Raw genomic sequence first — 18,256 nt, 5'->3', positions numbered from 1 at the left:
AGCGCGGGATTTGTATCGAAATGTGTACGCTGGACCTGACGGGCTCTTGAAATATTTCAACCTGCCCCAATCTTGGCAAAAATTCATTTTTACCACCCTCAACGACTCTCCACTCTAGAGGTAACAAATGGCTGTAACCGAAAAGCAAACCCTGGGTTTTCAGGCAGAAGTCAAGCAACTGCTGCAGTTGATGATCCATTCCTTGTACTCCAACAAGGAAATCTTCCTGCGCGAGCTGATCTCCAACGCGTCCGACGCCGCCGACAAGCTGCGCTTCGAGGCAATCAACAACAGCGCCCTGTTCGAAAATGATCCCGATCTGAAGATCCGGATCACCTTCGACAAGGCCGCGCGCACGATCACCATTTCTGACAACGGCATCGGCATGAGCCGCGAGGAAGCCATCGAGCATCTCGGCACCATCGCCAAGTCCGGCACCAAGGAATTCTTCTCCAAATTGTCCGGCGACCAGCAAAAGGATGCGGCGCTGATCGGCCAGTTCGGCGTCGGTTTCTACTCCGCCTTCATCGTCGCCGACAGGATCACCGTCGAGACGCGCCGCGCCGGCCTGCCGGCCGATCAGGGCGTGCGCTGGGAGTCGGCGGGCGAAGGCGATTTCAGCGTCGAAGCCATCGACAAGTCGTCGCGCGGCACCGACATCACGCTGCACCTGCGCGAAGGCGAGGACGAACTGCTGTCGGTGTGGAAGCTCAAGTCGATCATCCGCAAGTATTCCGACCACATTTCGATTCCCATCCTGATGAAGAAGGAGGAATGGGATGAGGAAAAGAAGGAAACCGTCGTCAAGGACGAGTTCGAGACCGTCAACCAGGCCAGCGCGCTCTGGACCCGCAGCAAATCCGACATCACGGCGGAACAGTACGACGAGTTCTACAAGCATGTGTCGCACGATTTCGAAGCCCCGCTCGCGCATACGCACAACCGCGTCGAAGGCCGCAGCGAATACATCCAGCTGCTCTACATCCCGGCGCGCGCGCCGTTCGACCTGTGGGATCGCAACAAGCGCGGCGGCATCAAGCTGTATGTCAAGCGCGTGTTCATCATGGACGATGCCGAGCAACTGATGCCGGTCTACCTGCGCTTCGTCAAGGGCGTGATCGATTCCTCCGACCTGCCGCTGAACGTCTCGCGCGAGATCCTGCAGGAATCGCGCGACGTCAAGGTCATCCGTGAAGGTTCCACCAAGCGTGTGCTGGGCCTGCTGGAAGAAATGGCCAACAGCGACGAGCAGGCGCAGAAGGACAAGTACACGACCTTCTGGAAGGAATTCGGCCAGGTGCTCAAGGAAGGCATCGGCGAAGACCATGCCAACAAGGAGCGCATCGCCAAGCTGCTGCGCTTCGCCTCCACGCACAATGACAGCGCCGAACAGAACGTGTCGTTTGCCGACTACATCGGCCGCATGAAGGAAGGCCAGGACAAGATCTACTACGTCACCGCCGAAAATTACGCCGCCGCGAAGAACAGCCCGCACCTCGAAATCTTCCGCAAGAAAGGCGTCGAAGTGCTGCTGCTGACCGACCGCGTCGATGAATGGATGCTGTCCTTCCTGCACGAAGTCGAAGGCAAGGAACTGGTGTCGGTTGCCAAGGGCGACCTCGACCTCGGCAAGCTGGAAGACGAAGCCGAGAAGAAGCAGCACGAGCAGACCGAATCCGAATACAAGGACCTGGTCGAGAAGATGAAGACCGCGCTGGCCGACAAGGCCAAGGATGTGCGCGTAACCTTCCGCCTGACCGATTCGCCGGCCTGCCTGGTGGCGGACGAGCACGAGCTGTCCGGCAACCTGCTGCGCATGCTCAAGGCGGCCGGCCAGAACGCGCCGGATGCCAAGCCTATCCTCGAAATCAATCCGGATCACCCGCTGGTGCAGCGCCTGAAGTACGAGGACGCGAAGTTCAACGACTGGTCGCTTATCCTGTTCGACCAGGCAGCGCTGGCCGAAGGCGGCACGCTGTCCGATCCGGCTGGCTTTGTGAAGCGTCTCAATGAAATGTTGCTGGGGATGGCGGGCCGTTAAGGTCGACAGCGAACTCAGGCAATACAAAAATCCGCTGCATGCTACTCAGGCATGCAGCGGATTTTTTATTCAATGCTCATGTAAGCGCGGGTTCGCCCCTCCCCGCCCCCGCACGACCTCAAGCAACCGAAACGTTCTCGCCGATACGCTGCTTGGTCCTGAACGAAAACCGGTGCCCGTTCAGCAGCGTGCTGATCGGCGTGTATCGCACCAGCAGGTGATAACTCACAATGCCTGCAATCGTCGTGGCAAGAATATTGATGCCCATCTTGGTCACTGCACCGAACGGCATGCCGTACAAGAGAATGCCAAAGCCGATGGTGCCCAGCATATGTACCAGGTAGACCCAGTAGGAACTTTCCGCCACATAGCGCAGGAAGCGGTTCTGGTTGGGCAGGTAACGCAGAAAAAGCCCGATCAGTGCAAAGCTCCACATCCAACTGATGAAGTTGTACATCAGCGCCAGCCCAAACCGCACTCGCATGTTCGTTGCCTCGTCAGCGCGGAACACTTCCGCAATCACGAGATAAGCCATGAACAGAACCATGCCGGCCATCGCATAGCGCCATCCGTTGTTGGAGCACAGCTCCAGCACCGCATCGCGATGGCGCCAGACATATAGTCCCGCCATGAAGAACAGGCCGTTGTGCATGAATTCATGGATCTGCGGCACGAACGATCCGCTCGAGACGACTACGCCCCATTTGTACGGCAGACCGGCGAAGGCCAGCGGCAACGCCAACAGGAGAAAGCCCCACCATCTCGACACAAGGACGAACCACATTCTGGACAGACCATCCTTGAAGCCGGCAGGGATGTGCTTTGCAAGGCTGCCGACAAGCGCCGTAGCGATGCAGAACCAGAGCAGGTAGTAAATGAACCACATATGCATGGTGTTGATGAGCGGCCGCGCCGGATCCACCGGCATGATGGACTCATCGATGCCGAGCGTGCCACGTACCATCAGGTGCACGTAGTTCATCGCCAAAATACCCATGCCCACATAGATGACCGGCCAGAACAGCACAAACGGCAGGCCGATGCGCCGCACGCGGTGCTTGAGCATGCCGCCATAGCCGCGACGTGATGCCAGCATCGCGGCAAAGAATCCGGCGAGGATGAAAAACACCGGCATCCGGAAGGCATGGATGAACACCAGCGACAGATCGGCGACCCTGGACCTCGCCGGATCATGCCATGGCAGTAGGCCCGGCTCGACGGTGTGGCTGACCGCGACGTGCAGGACGATGCCGAGCCACATCATGATGGCCCTGAGGTTGTCGAGCGAATGGAATCGTTGTGTATGGCTCATGCGGACAGCTCCTGTTCTTGTTCTTCGGTGTTTGTATTTGTTGGTCTTCTTCCGTGCCAACGCCGTCATCCGGTGCTACAGCTCGCAAGCGGAAACATGCTGCAGGCTGACGCATTATCCGGTGCTTTTCGCCGGGTGGCGATCGTCAAAATGGATGATATGAACAGGAACGTGTTTGATACTCGGCAACAGTTGTCGGCAGCACCGGCTACGATGCACAGTGCTTGTCGTGCCGCTGGGCGAACTGCTCCATCCATCCCACCGCCTGGTTCCACAAGGTCGGCTGGAATTCCGGCCGGAAGAATCCGAAGTGCCCGATGCGGCGCGCCTGCACGTCGTCAGGCTTGATGTAGCGCCGCTCGACGTCGGCATTGCGGTAGAAGTCATGCAGGCTGTCGATGCTGCGCCTGCTCATCATTTCGTCGTCGGTAAAGCTCATGGCCAGCAGCGGGACGCGGAGATTGTCATAGCCCGACCGGATCGGCTCTCCTTTGCGATCCACGACGTAGTGGGGATTCTTGCACCATTGCATCCACTGGAAGATCACGCCTTTCGGCAGGTCGCCGACGATCTTCATCTTCTTGCCCGGGAAGTAGCCGAACAAGGTCGTGCTGACCGGCGCCACGAAATACCAGATGAACCACACGATGCGCTTGAGTTGCGGCACGTTGTCTCGCCAGTAGCCGCTGCCGGCGGCGACGGTGACAATGCCGTCGATCAGGTGGTTGTCCGGCAAGAGGCCGGGCAGCTGGCCGCCAAGGGAATGGCCGATCACGAGCAACGGCAGGTTCCTGTGCCACGCCTTCGCTGCACGCACTGCGGCGTTGTAGTCCTCAACCCAGTCGAACAGGTTGGCCTTGAAGCCGCGCAGGGAACGCCTGAAACGCGCGGGGACCGAGGCCCCCGATCCGCGGTAATCAAAAGTGAGCACTGCAAATCCCTGCTGCGCGAGGAACTGCGCGAACGGGAAGTAGAAATCCTGCTTCACGCCCATGGCGGTCGGCAGCACGATGACTGCCTTGGGCGTGGCCGATGGCGCGAAACGGTTCGCCGCCAAAGTGAATCCATCCTTGGTATTGATCGTGATCGGTTCCATCGTCAGCTCCCGGAAAACACCTGCCTGCCCGGCGTGCACGTTCACGCATTGATGCGCGCCGCCGAACACTTGGGCCGCACCGCGGCTACTTCAGGTTCATCGTGATCGTTGCGGTAAAGACATGCTTACCCTCGGTATCGAAGGCATCGACCGGCACATCGACGTTGCCGACCTGATCCCAAGGCACGTTTTCGCCATTGGCGACGACGCGCATGTCCGTCTTTGCCTTGGCCAGGTACTGCACCTTCATGCCGACCGGGATCCACTGGCGTCCGTCCGGGATCGACACGGTAGTCATCGTGCCGGCGGCAAGCTCCGCAGCATTGCATAGCGCAATCGCATGCACCGTGCCGATGTGGTTGTGCACCGCGCGGCGATTGGCGAACTTCACCTCCGCAAAACCGGGGCGCAGCTCCGAGAACATCGGCTCGATCGTCGAAAAGTAAGGCGCGAAATTGCTGACGGCCTTGCTGAAAGCGTCATTGCCCATCTGCTGGTACATGCTCAAGGTCTGGTTCATCGTCTTCTCCTGTGGTTGTTCTATCGCGCAGCCGGTTGGCTGCGCCACCTGCATCGCTTTTCAAAAGCGTCACTAGAATACTATTCTAGAATATAATTCCAGTCAAACCAGTATGACGACCATGACCACGACCAAGAAAAGCAGGAAACAGGAAATCCTCGACGCGGCACTGAGCTGCTTCACGGAAAACGGCATCGAGGCGACGACCATCGACATGATCCGCGAGCGCTCCGGGGCAAGCGTCGGCAGCATGTACCACCACTTCGGCAGCAAGGAGAGCATTGCCGCGGCGCTCTATATCGATGCGCTGGCAGAGCACAATGCCTATCAGCAGGAATTGCTGTCAGCGGCGCGCGACGCGGAACAGGGCGTGAAGGCGATTGCCTATGCCTATATCGACTGGGTGTCGGCCAACCCGGACAAGGCGCGCTTCGTGCTATATAGCCGCGGCGTGCTGGCGAAAAGCGAGATGGCGGGAGAACTAAAGGAGCGCACGCGCAAGCACATGGGCGAGGTGTTTGCGTGGTTCCAGCCGCATATCGACAGCGGCACGTTGAAGAAACTGCCGCTGGAAGTGTACGGCTCGCTGATCACCGGGCCGGCGCATGACTATGCGCGGCTTTGGCTGTCGGGACGCGCCAAGACCAATATCAAGGCGTACCGCGAGATTTTTGCGGAAGCAGCATGGCGCGCGGTGAAGCCGTAGCTCCACCGCGGCAACGTTCAATAGGCTCAATAGGCGATATGGAAGCGCCGGTAGAGGAAGCTCAGCACAAACAAGGGCCCGATCAGCAGGAAGCGCAGGTCATCGAAAAAAGATGGCTTCTTGCCTTCGATCTTGTGTCCGATGAACTGCCCTATCCATGCAATCACGAACACCGCCAGCGAAACCGACAGGACATCGCCCTGCGGCAGAACCGACAGGATCCACAGCATCACGCCGGACATCAGCAGCATGCCGAATGCAAACGGCACCGACAGTCTGAAGTAGTACACCAGCGATGCCAGTGTCACGCCCAGCGCCGCCAGCGGATGCAGCGCCCACAGCAGGCCGAGGAAGGAAAACACAATGGCCGGGATACAGACGATGTGGATCAGTTCATTGGTGTGGTTGCGGTGGCTTTCCGCATACTTCGCAAGCAATGCATCCACTTGCCGATTTGCAATGGTATCCATGATGGTCTCCTGTTAAAGGCGGCTCTTGATGACCGCTCTGGCATTTGATGCATTCAGAAATGATGCCGGCTAATTATGCACGTTGCTTCGACATAGCGTGCGGCGGCGCCGTTGCGCATTTGGCGTTAGATCAATACCCGGCTGGCCTTTCCCGGCTAAGCCGACGGCTGCGCAGCCCCCTTGGGTAGAATGCGTGCATGCCCGCCGCACGCAAACCCGTCCCACCAGCCCTGCTCACCGGCTTTGCGCCGGTCCTCGATGCCGACATCCGCATCCTGATGCTCGGCAGCTTCCCCGGCGAGGCATCGCTTGCTGCCCAGCAGTATTACGCCCATCCGCGCAATATGTTTTGTTCAGTTTGACACCGACCTCTATAACCTCGTCGCTTCAAAAACCTCTAAAAACGCCAGAGATTACTCGTACAAATCTGCGCTCGCATTTCCATAACCATTTGATTTTTTGAAGAAATATGTACTTCCTCCAAAAAGCTGGATAGTATTTTCTTGTCGTTGTGACAATTTATGGAGAAATTCGCATGGCTACGAGCACCAAACCCGAACTCAAACAATCTCCTGCTGCTGGGGCTCCGTCGCCCTCCAATATGCAGCAAGAAGCGACGCAATCTGAGGTTCCGGCCAATACCTTGTCGGCCCAAGATAAGTTCAGGGCTGCAATCGAGGAATTGGACGCCGAGCGTACTGCGCTGGTCAAAAACACCATCGAAAACCTAAAGCCCGGCAAGCCCTTCGATCACACAGTGATCCGGGCCATTAATAAGATCGAGACAAGGAAGAATCGCCTGATCATTTCGCGATTTGCTGCCATGTTGAAGAAGAACGAACCCGGCATTATTCCAATCGTCCATCAGATCATCGACATTTGATTGCCATTGCTAATCGTGGAAGTAGACGCCCCACCCCGCTTCGCGTCTTTGGGGAATCGGCAAATTCAATGTAGATGAGAAAGAAGAACGGATAAAATGGCGCTATGAGCGTACTACCTGATACCCCCGAAACGAATACCCGACATCGCTATAGCGAAGTCGATCGTCAAAAAGCCACTGGCGCAACATATACCCCAGCAAAGTTTGCAGCATTCGTTGCGGAACAGATTATGCGAGTAGCCCAGCTTCCCAAGGATGGAGCAATTCGAGTCCTTGATCCGGCAGTGGGAGATGGAGCGCTTTTAGATGCCCTAATAGCACATTTGCCCCGAGAAACGCGCGAGCGAGCGGAGGTTGTTGGCTATGATACTAACGACAACGCAGTAAGACTTGCTTCCGAACGTCTTAAACAACGGTTTCCAGACGTAAAAGTGCAAATTGAGCAAAAGAATTTTCTTGAACATGTGCTGAATCTCCAAAGCTGTGGAGATTTGTTATCACAGGGCGAAAGGCAAGAACGCTTCCATCTAGTAATCGCGAATCCTCCATACGTCCGAACCCAGATTATTGGAGCCACTCAGGCCCAAGTGCTTGCACAACGTTTCGGCCTAACTGGTCGAGTCGATCTCTACTATCCATTCCTGTTAGGTATCTCAGAGGTCCTGGACGAGTCAGGGGTGGCCGGGGTAATCACATCGAACCGATTCATGACTACTAAATCAGGACAGGCAATACGCAAAGCGCTTTTGACACGTTTTCATATTTTGCATGCCTGGGATTTTGGTGACACGAAACTATTCGATGCAGCCGTCTTGCCGTCCGTACTCTTGGCACGCGGTACTCTAGACGTTCGCCTACCCCACACAAAAGATGTATTGTTCTCATCCATCTATGAAACGGATGAACCGGAAAATGTCGCTTTAGACGATGTATTGTCCGCGTTGCGTGTTGAAGACACCCAGGTAGTCGCCATTCCAGACGGTCGCCGATTTCGTATTCGGCACGGAGGTTTAGATAATGGTGGTGATCCGGAGGGCACCTGGAGAATTGCCACTCAAGCGACCGATCACTGGCTAATGACAGTAGAAAGCAACACTTGGGATACGTTCCGCCGGATTGGCAAGATTAGAGTGGGAGTAAAATCCACAGCAGACAAGGTTTTTGTACGTAGCGATTGGAACGATTTAGCCGGAGGACGCCCAGAACTATTGAGGCCTCTGATTACCCGTCATTGTGCTAGACGTTTCAAAGCTCTCATTCCAGCTAAAGCAAAACAAGTCAAAGAGATACTCTACCCTCACGAAGCGACGCAGAACGGCCGTCGCGCGGCGGTTGATTTAAATCTCTATCCGATAGCAGCGCGCTACCTTGAGGAACATCGTCAAGTCCTCGAAGCCAGAACTTACGTAATCGAGGCAGGGCGTCAGTGGTATGAGCTATGGGTTCCGCAAGACCCGGCCGCGTGGCCGGCACCTAAACTCGTATTTCCAGATATTTCTGAAAAACCGATTTTTTGGATTGACACGGATGGTGGGGTTGTTAATGGTGAATGTTATTGGCTGCGAGCGGACAATGAAAGCGAACAAGATCTACTATGGTTGGCACTTGCTGTAGCCAATTCCAGTTTTATCGAAGCATTCTATGACCATCGCTTTAACAATAAATTATATGCTGGTCGTCGCCGTTTTATTACCCAGTATGTTGAACAGTTTCCTTTGCCAGACCCGAATCATGAAGACGCAAAAACGATCATAGCTCTAGCAAAGGAAATACACGCAAAGACGCCCTCCCTCGAAGCCGATCAGATGGCCACCGACCTCGACGCTCGCATCTGGCGGGTATTTGGGCTAAAGTCCGAAAAAATTACGGGGTAACGGAATTTGAATTTTTCCGTTTGTAACCTTGCCTTCAAATTGACGGAAACGTTTGAAAAAATCTAAACCAGTTGTTACAAATAAATGGGTCAACATTACAGTGCGTCCATCTGTTCTTGCATAAAACAGAGCATAACGAGTATCACAATGACGCGGGTGATGTTGCCCTAATTGGCGGATATCTAAATAATCTTCACTGCTGGGAAGCACCAATCCCAAATCAATTGTCGGTGAAGTTTGTAATTTAACTTCAAGCAACTGGTGCCGAATATCAGGAAATTGTCCCTTATCCTCGTAGCGACTGTACCCTAAGCGTTCACAGATTAACCGATGCAGCGCAGCCCCTCTATTTCGTTCTTGATCGGTACCTGGGTCGGGAAAAGTTGCTCCGACCAAAGACGATAAACGCTCGAATATCTCGTTTATTGGAAGTAACGCTCCACTTTCAGGCTCGTCTATAGGGCTGACCCGATGATCAAACGAGATGCCTGTACGGACATGTGGAACAATGGGGAGTGTATCTTGTACAGAGATCAATTCGTAAGCGTGTGAACTTGTTTCCAGGCGGGCCTGATACTTGGTTGTAATTGTTCCCGTTGTATCAAGTAGAGCAAGCTCCTGTCCATTCACCACCTTGACTCTTAAAATCGTGTCATTCTCGGAGATTTGGATAATCGCATAACGTCGCGTGGGCGAAAGTTCCTCGTTCCAAATCTGGAGATTTAAAGACTTCTGGGTATATGTGTCGAGTTGCTGCCCCGGGAATCTGGGTTGCGTTTTTGCAAACGAGTTGGGCGCTGGATAGCCCAAGGCGTGACATACTGCTGTTTTTACCACCTTTGACCGAGTTCGAAGCGGTAGTCCTGCCAAAGAAAGTCCGCTCAATCCTTGATTGAGTAAGGCTTCTAGATGCAGCGTCGGGATCCAATAATGTTCGTGTCCAACCTCGATTGGTGTGTAAATATTAAATCCCGAATGTTGGATAGCATTTCTATAATCTAGGGGCGTCTTTTCCGTCATAATGCAGTCACAATGTTAAATTGTCATCAGGGTCACGCGACATAAGTAACGACTTCAATGGCCTTAAACATCGGCGTTCTACGAGATTGTCACAGTAGCCATAGCGAATTCACAGCCCTTCCGCTCACCCAGTAGGTTGAGCGTTTCTATTCCTCAGAAGCGGGGGTTCGTTCTAAGCCCCCCTCCTTTCAGCGCCTCGAATCTGCTTGACACGTTGATATTAAGCAAGCATTTTCCTGTATGATAATTGGTTTTGAAGTCCCTAGCTTCGAATGTTCAGAATCGCGAACCCGTTATCCAACACGACACAAGCGACGTCAATTCGCAGATGGTAGCTATCCGACCATCGTTGCATCTACAGTAAAATCCGAAAGAAGCAATAGAGCCAAGCTAGCTTCTGATCAGTTATTAATCCGGAGTAGTGAGAGGAAGACAATGGCCGAACTAAACTATTTGATTGCCCGTGCATTCGATGAAACGAAGCCCCTCCGTATACAAGATGCTCTTGTTCGTGTTCTATGGAGAGTAGACGCGAATCAGCCTTGGCCTGAGCTCACCTTTCCCGAAATGACTGCAGCTGCCTCACAGCTTATGGACTATCCTGTGGGGCAACCTACAGTCCGTGGGATTGTTTATCGAAATCCGGAAATCTTTGAAAAAGTAGAGTCTGACAGTTATTCCCCTAGATGGCGAATTTGTCGCGCATGCCGTTCTAAGCGTTAAACCGCAATTCCGATCTTATAGGACTGGCTGATCTGGATACTTTTTATTCAATTACGATGAATCCAGATCTAACTCTCTGAAAAAAATAAGACTTCCCACTTTAGCAGTTAGAGTGCTAATGCTCACTCGTTGCCACCAGTGCGACTGCATTGAAGCCGAACACTTGCGGGCTCTCCACAACTAACTAATTGCTATCACAAGAAAGTGCGCCTCCGGTCGCTATGGACGTACAGCGTCTTGATAAAGAAAGGCACGATTGTCGCATGCCACTATCCTTTCCACCCGTAGAAAAGACGGCACTCACCCCTCCTGAAGTCATTGCAAACCACCTACAATGTCTTATAGGGAAAAAACTAACGCTCACTGGCAAATCAAGAACTGATGGATCGAATCTGCGAAAACTGGTGACTGTAGCGCTCACTCAAAGCAAACTTCCTGCTCCTTGCCTCAAAGGCGATTTTCAAGTTATTCCTCCTAGAAGGAAAGGTGTTCCTCGCCTCCTGCTTGAGTACGTTGATACCTACATTGTCACTTCCGGCAGCTCATACAACCTCCAAGTATGGAACAGAAATCCAGCATCCGAATCCGTCCAAATTCAATACCTCGATGGCTCAACTCTAAAATCCAACGAGATTCGTTTTGTACTTGTAAAGGTCCACGTCAGCTCACACCTAATTGAGTCAGTCGTTGTTCTTACACCGGATTACATTGAGCGCAAATTCGGATGCTTCGGCAAGCCAACGATAAAGCAGCAGTTGATTATTTCTGATATTGCAAGGGCTGGCATTCTGGAGATGCCCGGCAAACTGCTTTTTTACCCAGACGCTATTAACGTTGGAGCCCCAACTAATCGCAGCAATTTAGCCTCTTCAAATATACACGCAGCGCCGTCCAGTAGCCATCTGCTCCCATTAACTGAAATTAAAGCCGTGGTATCCAATCGTGTCATAGGTCGACAGATTGCCGCCGGGCCGACAAAAACGCGCGGACAAGCGCTCGAAGAGTTAGTGGCCACTGAGCTAGGGTATTCAATTCAGCCAGGTGATTTATTGGCAGGTGGGTATCCCGATATACGAAATCAGGCGCTCGAGGTGAAGGTTCAGGATTCACCTACTGTTGACCTCGGCATGTTTAGTCCCGCTTTTGCTGAGAATATTCCGCTTTGCGATGGCTTTAATACGAAAACGGTGCGATATCTCATTGCGCTGACTAATCGCCTAACTGGAGTTATTGAAGGCGCAATACTTTGCCCTGGCAGTCATCTAGGTAGGCATTTCACGTATGTGTCGGATGTCAGCTATAAGTGTCAGCGATCAATCCCAATGAGTTTCTTTACTAAACTTGAAGGACGCTCTGTATTTAACCCCAGCTGAACCTCATAGAGAAGCTGACGAAAATCGCCAAGAAATAATGGATATCGTGAGGTGTCGGTAGTTAAAAGATTTCGTTACAAATCTGTTTCAAGCGAACAGGGTTGTCTTCAACGTATTGCGCCGTCATGGCGATTGACGCATGCCCCATCAAGGTTGAAACAGCCTTGATGTCTGTTCCTTTCTCAATGAGGCGCGTCGCGAATGTTCTTCGGCCGCTATGGCTTGACGCGCCTTGCATCAATCCCCACGCATAAAGCCGATGAAAAAGCTGCTGAAGCGTGTTCGCTGAAAAGTGGCCGCCCTTTTGTGAACGAAAAAGCGCGGCTTCATAATTGAAGAGAATTCCATCGCCTTCAATCCGCTCATCAATGTATTCCCGGATTGCCCGACGCGCATGCTGATTCGTAAGGTAAACCACCCGCTGCTTACCGCCTTTTGTCATCGTGCGGGTCAGATGGATTTCGTCGAGCAGTTGGCCGTCGATGCCAAGAACATGTTTGATTCGAAGCGCCGCCATTTCCTTGGCCCGAAGGCCGAGTCCAAAACTGATGTAGAACATGGCGACATTCCGTTTCGCGTGCCGTAATCTACGCACTACGTTTAAGACTCTTTTGAATTCCTGCTCGGTCAGGACCTTGGCCTTGCCGTGACTCACGCCCTACCCCAATAATGTTTTAAAACTATTGCGTTTATGCAATATAAAAACATTATATCTTTACCAACATGCCTCGTACACTGGAAAAGTGGCTCCAGGTAACGTAATGTTTTCTAATTGCATTTAGTAAACATTCTTATCCTAGGGGAAAGAAACCTCATTGGATTGATGCGCCGATGCCCTGGCCGCCGTCAGGGAAACCCAGCGGCAGTGGCTGACAGTGACATACAGGCAGGGCTTACCTTCTCCCTGCCTCCGTCCAACCAGACTGTACAAATTTGCAGGCTTCTGCAGTAGAAATAAGTACGTAGTCATATACTGCGCCACTGCAAAACCAAGCAAAAATGTACGCTCCTACGTAGCAGCCTCTTCCAGCCAAAGGTCGCTTCGCGTCGCAGCAAGCTCCATAACGCGGTCGTAGTCAATAATGAAATAGGAATAATGCTCGCCATTGACCATCCGCCGATCCAGCCTGATTGCTACGCCACATTTCCCTAACACTGCATTGAATACCTTCTTTCTGTTCTCAGGTATCTCAGGCTTTTGAAATCTCGTACCGAGGAACATATGAATCGCCCCCGGTTTTGTAGGCACTTCCGAGCCTTACAATTTGGCTAAAGGGAGGTGTTATGAGCGGCAAGCGGTACACAGAAGAATTCAAGGTTGAAGCGGTCAAGCAGGTAAGCGAGCGCGGCCATCCGGTGGCAGAAGTGGCCAGTCGACTTGGGATAACGACGCACAGCCTGTATCAGTGGATCAAGAAGTACAGCGTATCGGCCCCTGAACGAGCCGCAGCCCAGGACCAGCAAGCCGAGCTGCGTCGCCTGAAGGCTGAGCTGAAGCGGGTGACCGAAGAGCGAGACATCCTAAAAAAGGCCGCCGCGTACTTTGCCAAGACGTCCGGGTAAAGTACGCGTTTATCCGTGAGCATGAAGCGCAATATCCGGTGCGTCGGCTGTGCAAAGTCATCATGGTCCATCCCAGCGGCTATTACGCCTGGCGCTTGAATCCAGAATCGGCTCGCAGTATCGAGGACCGTCGCCTGCTTGGACACATCAAACAGTCCTGGCTGGAAAGCGGCGCCGTCTACGGGTATCGGAAGGTGCATGACGATCTGCGGGATCTTGGCGAGACTTGCGGCCGCAATCGTATCCACCGCTTGATGCGCATGGCTTCGCTGCGGTCCCAGACGGGCTATCACCGCCGTCCTGGTCATCGCAAGGGACAGCCCTCTGTTGTTGCGCCGAACCACTTGCAGCAACAGTTTGATGTTGCTGAGCCGAACCGCGTTTGGGTGACCGACATTACGTACATTCGGACGCACGAGGGCTGGCTATTCCTGGCTGCCGTCATTGATTTGTTTTCACGTCAGGTAGTCGGCTGGTCCATGCAGCCGCGCATGGATCGCGAGCTGGCCTTGAATGCTCTGCTCATGGCAGTGTGGAGAAGACAACCCAAGGAAACGGTGACCGTGCATTCGGATCAGGGCAGCCAGTTCAGCAGCTACGACTGGCAGGATTTCCTGAAGGCGCACAACTTGAGGGCAAGCATGAGCCGACGTGGAAACTGCCACGACAACGCTGTGGCGGAGAGCTTTTTCCAGTTGCTCAAGCGCGAGCGGATCAGGCGCAAGATCTACAACAGCAGGGAAGAAGCCAGGCAGGACGTGTTCGACTATATCGAGATGTTCTACAACCCGAAGCGTCGCCACGGTTACAACAACCGGCTTTCGCCGGTAGACTACGAGAAGCAGTATTTCAAGAGACTCGCCAGTGTCTAGGATACTGGGGGCGATTCAATATTCACCATGTCGATGTTTTCGCTTACGTACTCTGCGACACGCCGAAGCTGATCATCATCGACCACACGCTTCAGTTTTTCAAACTCAGATTTGAATTTCGCTGTCGATGTACGATCTTGCCTAGATCGCGGCTTATGCTGTCGCCTTGCCTGTTCCAATTCAGTTTTCAGTTCTGCATAACGCTTCGCATCTCGAAGAACATCCTTGGGATGAATACCTGAAGCGTCTATTGCACTAAAAAGCAATTGATGCTTCATCGTGCGATGATCAAACAGCGTGAACGTCTTTCCATCCGGATTCTCTCGCTGTATTCGATCAAGATAACGAGCGTATTCCTCTTTCTCGGAAAGCAGCTTGATGTTTCTAACTATTCCGCGCACATCGTCTTCGTAGTATTTCATTACATGATCCAATGTAACCAATACCGGTGACGACAACCCAAACAATTCAGCGATTCGATACTTGATTACTGCTCTCCGCTGCTTCGCCCGGAGGCTGCGATCGTCCTTCAATAATTCATACTCATGTGATTCCAGATTTTCGGCCTCCATAATCGGTTTGTATTTGCGCGTTCCGGTCGGATCCTTCGCGATGCGCAGCATCTCCTTCCCAGCAGCTTTCCAATCTTTGTTTTCAGGCCACCATTGCACTTCCCAACCGCTGTCCTTTTTGAGCTCAATAAACTTGTGGCAACGATCCATTTTCCAGTTTTGCTCGCACCAACCAATTCGCGTATGCACATCGAGATACAGTTTTTCCGCCTCAGATAGTTCAATCCTTTCACCGGGCATGCAAAGACGACGAGTCTGCAATTCCTTCTGCTCGGGACCGCTCCACATCGCTTTCTCTGACGTGTACTCCGCTGCGCGTCCACGATGAATCCAAACGTTCACCGATGGGCAGTGACGTACTCGACTAATTGCCTGATCACAGTCTTGATAGGTATAGACCGAGCCGTCAAACAGACCATAAACAGCATCGAACCAAGTTCCATCAATGCTGACGCCAGTACTCAACGTTGAGGTGGCAATCAAAACATCGTACTTCTGCGATTCACCGGTTGGATCGGAGAAAAAAGTTTGTGCCGCATCTTCACTGCTTGTATCACCCGTCAACAATAAAACTGCTACCGGCTCATCGTAAGGGCGGCGTACATATTTCATGAGTTCTTGGATTTCATTTGCCAAGTCCTTCTCTCCGACAGGAACATAAACACGCTTCCCATCTTCAACATCACATATCATCTTCGCTAATGCTTGATATTTGCTTTCATATACGTTGATCGAACGGTCGGTCTTCCATTCATTCACTATGCATAAAACACGGTCTTCTTGTTCGAAATTGCGACGCAATTTCGACATCAAGTGACAAGTGAGTTCACTTGTCAAATCCGCATCGCAGCACACAATTTGCTTCGCGAAATGAATGAGCTTCAGTAGGATGTTGAAAATCGCTTCACGCCGATCTTTCGTCGTATCGCCAATAAGATGACGAAAGACTTGTTCACTTTCGTCAATGACAATAACGTCATATCCTCTGATCTTATTGGCCCTTTCCAAACTGTCCAAGCTAAGCGTGTACCTCCAATGCAATTCAGGTTCGTCTAAGTAACATTGAACGTCCAATGAGTTGGAAAGCGTTCGCGCCAAAGATCGTCGATGAGTAAGAACAAGAACACTCCGATATTCCGGTATGGATTTAAGATATTTCCTTAGCCATTGCGTCTTACCGGTTCCCTTATCAGATTTAACAAATACTAGATTGGCATCTCGCAGGCGATCATCCGTAACTGGTACATCTTCTTCCAGATAGCGAGAATTGGCCGATACGAACTCAATACCTCTTTCATAGCTGGAATCCAATTCAATCGCCGCGGACATCTCATGCTTTGAAGGCGTACGTCGATAGACCAATTGCGGATAGTCTTCGTACCGACGGGCTTTCTTATTAGTTTTGAGATATTGTTCAAAGGGGCTTAAGCTCATTGCTTTCTCCCTTCTGCCTGCCGCTTAAGTTTAATCTTAGCTATGCCGTCGACAATCGGATCAGACTGAATTCGCTCCATGTAGAACGTCCCACATTTTTTGCAAACCAAGTACGGAGTGCCAGCTCGGGTCACATCAACAAATTCGGACGGCCTTCTATCAGGATGAAACGGGCATCTTACATACGAGATTTTCCGGTCTATTTCACGCACGGCAATGATCCCTCCAGCCGTCTCAATTACATCTTCAGGTGCTAATTTTTCTCTTCTTACCTGAAAACCACCTTCACGGCACCGCATAGAAATATGGCGCAGATCTGGCTTTGGCATGGATTCGAATAATCGCCAATCGAATAGCACTCCATGGTTGCGGAGCGCTTGCGCATTCGAGCGATGTTCTACACGTATCGCTGGCAATATAAACATCCGTCCGATGTCGCATGTGGACTCGTCCGCTTGTTGATCGATAGCCCATTGCTTCATTTCCAATTGCAGCCGTTTGAAATCAGCCACAGGCATTGGATGTGAAAATGGAAGCACAACGCGGAACTTGTCGAGTCCCTCGACCAGATGATTGATGGACGTATAGCAGACATATTCGTAATTGCCGAAACGCTGATTGACCTCAGTAATGGGCAACATACCGTCATAGTCCAGCACCAACATGGACATTTCGACGAGATTGGGCGCGTGACGCCTAACATGCGTGGAGCTGAAAATCTTTACTGCAATGCCGTTCTTGTGAATCCCGTTATCCACGGAGGGATCGGAAGCGTCTTTGTAGCGCCAAGCGTTGAACAGAGGTAAAAGCGTTTTATCCTCAGAGACAATTGAATGCCCAGCAGTTAATGAATGGGCGAATTCTCCCCAAGTGATGTTGACTGATTTTGCTGCGTTATCCGCCATCTCATTGAATGGCGTAATGCAAACGGGATGCTCGCAATTTGACATGATGAATTCCTAGGAAAAGGTTATCCATGCGGAATCATCATTGAAGGATTCCGCTTCGCTGATTAGGGTCGAGTTACCAAATCGACCGAGGCATGAAACAACCAATCCGGACATCATTTGGCGGAGGTAACTGCGCGAAGCGGTGATACCCGGATGGCTGTCTATGCGCTCGGTTTATTTATGAGCTTTTTATTGCATGCTGATGTTCGACTCGATAAAAATCGCAGTCCACCGAAAATCGAAATACAAGTTAGGTGGGGCCAGATGTTTTCGTTTTATTGATTCATAACGGGCCGAATCAACTCAATACCGTCGGCCCCATGGTGCCAATTACGCCGCACCGAACAACGGTTGATTGGAAATCAGAAGCGGACTTTGAGGCCCCAAATCATGTCCTTCAGCCCATTTCGGTCTGTTGCCGCGGCCGCTCCAGGTTTTGCCAGAAGCTGGATCACGATATTTCGGAGTTAGGGGTGACGAAGCTGACACTTTGCCTTTTTTGGGCAAGCCAAGTTCGGAAGCGCTTACGCCGAGCGCTTTGAGTTGAGCAATCAGAATGGGAAGCTGCATTTCGCGCTGTTGCTTGCGTAGGTTTTCACGGTGCGCTATGCACGATTCGAGGTTTGCCTTCGCTGACGCAGCAGCGCTTTCAGCTTTTTGAACTGCCGCGTCTGCTTGGATCAGTTCGTTGTTGATGGTTTGGTCGGCGACGGAGCTATAAGTCAGCATTTGTGGTTCCTTTTTAATTGGTTAATTTCATTTGTCAGTTCATCTTCTTGCTGTTCGACGAACGAATCCAATGATGCCGGTGACACAAAAGCCGCACTGCGAAAAGCTGAACGCATCT

16 protein-coding genes and 1 pseudogene are annotated in these 18,256 nt (G+C 52.1%); 7 read left to right on the top strand and 10 right to left on the bottom strand.

Going from position 1 to position 18,256, the window contains the following annotated elements; all coding sequences use genetic code 11:
* Positions 1–127 precede the first annotated feature (127 nt).
* On the top strand, positions 128–2,041 hold the full coding sequence (gene htpG / locus ACYVIA_RS08670) for a molecular chaperone HtpG (protein ID WP_460839871.1): 1,914 nt from the start codon (positions 128–130) through the stop codon (positions 2,039–2,041).
* A 118-nt stretch (positions 2,042–2,159) separates the two neighbouring features.
* Here the strand turns inward: htpG and ACYVIA_RS08665 are convergent, their stop codons facing one another.
* From ACYVIA_RS08665 to ACYVIA_RS08655, 3 genes are all read right to left on the bottom strand, one after another.
* On the bottom strand, positions 2,160–3,353 hold the full coding sequence (locus tag ACYVIA_RS08665; protein WP_460839869.1) for an acyltransferase family protein: 1,194 nt from the start codon (positions 3,351–3,353) through the stop codon (positions 2,160–2,162).
* Positions 3,354–3,561: 208 nt separating this feature from the next.
* Complete coding sequence (locus ACYVIA_RS08660; RefSeq protein ID WP_460839868.1) at positions 3,562–4,494, bottom strand: alpha/beta hydrolase family protein; 933 nt, start codon at positions 4,492–4,494, stop codon at positions 3,562–3,564.
* Positions 4,495–4,534: 40 nt separating this feature from the next.
* Positions 4,535–4,969 (bottom strand): hotdog fold domain-containing protein, encoded by a 435-nt coding sequence (locus ACYVIA_RS08655; protein ID WP_460839866.1) that lies wholly within the window; start codon positions 4,967–4,969, stop codon positions 4,535–4,537.
* A gap of 112 nt (positions 4,970–5,081) precedes the next feature.
* Here ACYVIA_RS08655 and ACYVIA_RS08650 point away from each other — a divergent pair, with 112 nt between their 5' ends.
* Positions 5,082–5,675 carry a TetR/AcrR family transcriptional regulator gene (locus ACYVIA_RS08650; protein WP_460839864.1) on the top strand — a complete coding sequence of 198 codons (594 nt, stop codon included), beginning with the start codon at positions 5,082–5,084 and terminating at the stop codon, positions 5,673–5,675.
* 26 nt (positions 5,676–5,701) lie between these two features.
* On the opposite strand, the gene ACYVIA_RS08645 is transcribed toward ACYVIA_RS08650, so the two are convergent.
* Positions 5,702–6,145 carry an Mpo1 family 2-hydroxy fatty acid dioxygenase gene (locus ACYVIA_RS08645; protein WP_460839863.1) on the bottom strand — a complete coding sequence of 148 codons (444 nt, stop codon included), beginning with the start codon at positions 6,143–6,145 and terminating at the stop codon, positions 5,702–5,704.
* Between the two features lie 197 nt (positions 6,146–6,342).
* Between ACYVIA_RS08645 and ACYVIA_RS08640 the strand changes: the two are divergent.
* From ACYVIA_RS08640 to ACYVIA_RS08630, 3 genes and pseudogenes are all read left to right on the top strand, one after another.
* A pseudogene (locus ACYVIA_RS08640) lies at positions 6,343–6,495 on the top strand (DNA-deoxyinosine glycosylase); the annotation flags it as partial.
* Positions 6,496–6,680: 185 nt separating this feature from the next.
* Positions 6,681–7,028, top strand: a complete 348-nt coding sequence (locus ACYVIA_RS08635; protein ID WP_460839861.1) for a hypothetical protein — start codon at positions 6,681–6,683, stop codon at positions 7,026–7,028.
* Between the two features lie 104 nt (positions 7,029–7,132).
* Positions 7,133–8,902: an Eco57I restriction-modification methylase domain-containing protein gene (locus ACYVIA_RS08630; RefSeq protein WP_460839860.1), complete on the top strand. Its 1,770-nt coding sequence runs from the start codon at positions 7,133–7,135 to the stop codon at positions 8,900–8,902.
* Here the strand turns inward: ACYVIA_RS08630 and ACYVIA_RS08625 are convergent.
* On the bottom strand, positions 8,876–9,922 hold the full coding sequence (locus tag ACYVIA_RS08625; RefSeq protein WP_460839858.1) for a hypothetical protein: 1,047 nt from the start codon (positions 9,920–9,922) through the stop codon (positions 8,876–8,878). The genes ACYVIA_RS08630 and ACYVIA_RS08625 overlap by 27 nt on opposite strands.
* Positions 9,923–10,908: 986 nt before the next feature.
* Here ACYVIA_RS08625 and ACYVIA_RS08620 point away from each other — a divergent pair.
* Positions 10,909–12,018 (top strand): hypothetical protein, encoded by a 1,110-nt coding sequence (locus tag ACYVIA_RS08620; protein ID WP_460839856.1) that lies wholly within the window; start codon positions 10,909–10,911, stop codon positions 12,016–12,018.
* A gap of 61 nt (positions 12,019–12,079) precedes the next feature.
* On the opposite strand, the gene ACYVIA_RS08615 is transcribed toward ACYVIA_RS08620, so the two are convergent.
* Positions 12,080–12,673 (bottom strand): tyrosine-type recombinase/integrase, encoded by a 594-nt coding sequence (locus tag ACYVIA_RS08615; RefSeq protein ID WP_460839855.1) that lies wholly within the window; start codon positions 12,671–12,673, stop codon positions 12,080–12,082.
* A 354-nt stretch (positions 12,674–13,027) separates the two neighbouring features.
* Positions 13,028–13,240 carry a hypothetical protein gene (locus tag ACYVIA_RS08610; RefSeq protein WP_460839852.1) on the bottom strand — a complete coding sequence of 71 codons (213 nt, stop codon included), beginning with the start codon at positions 13,238–13,240 and terminating at the stop codon, positions 13,028–13,030.
* A gap of 62 nt (positions 13,241–13,302) precedes the next feature.
* On the opposite strand from ACYVIA_RS08610, the gene ACYVIA_RS08605 reads away from it, so the two are divergent.
* Positions 13,303–14,453 (top strand): IS3 family transposase gene (locus ACYVIA_RS08605; RefSeq protein WP_460839850.1). Its coding sequence is split into 2 segments (ribosomal slippage): positions 13,303–13,546 and positions 13,546–14,453, totalling 1,152 coding nucleotides; the frame shifts between segments, so codons are not numbered across the junction.
* Here ACYVIA_RS08605 and ACYVIA_RS08600 read toward each other — a convergent pair.
* The 3 genes from ACYVIA_RS08600 to ACYVIA_RS08590 form a co-directional block, all read right to left on the bottom strand.
* Positions 14,450–16,459 carry a plasmid replication protein, CyRepA1 family gene (locus ACYVIA_RS08600; RefSeq protein WP_460839848.1) on the bottom strand — a complete coding sequence of 670 codons (2,010 nt, stop codon included), beginning with the start codon at positions 16,457–16,459 and terminating at the stop codon, positions 14,450–14,452. The two genes, ACYVIA_RS08605 and ACYVIA_RS08600, sit on opposite strands and share 4 nt — an antisense overlap.
* Complete coding sequence (locus ACYVIA_RS08595) at positions 16,456–17,409, bottom strand: hypothetical protein (RefSeq protein WP_460839846.1); 954 nt, start codon at positions 17,407–17,409, stop codon at positions 16,456–16,458. The genes ACYVIA_RS08600 and ACYVIA_RS08595 overlap by 4 nt, the downstream gene beginning before the upstream one ends.
* A gap of 330 nt (positions 17,410–17,739) precedes the next feature.
* The gene (locus tag ACYVIA_RS08590; RefSeq protein WP_460839845.1) at positions 17,740–18,138 is read right to left on the bottom strand and encodes an H-NS histone family protein; all 399 of its coding nucleotides are present in this window, start codon (positions 18,136–18,138) and stop codon (positions 17,740–17,742) included.
* Between the last annotated feature and the right edge of the window lie 118 nt (positions 18,139–18,256).

The sequence above is a fragment of the Noviherbaspirillum agri genome, assembly GCF_054780595.1.
This window is presented reverse-complemented; position numbering and strand designations above follow the sequence as displayed.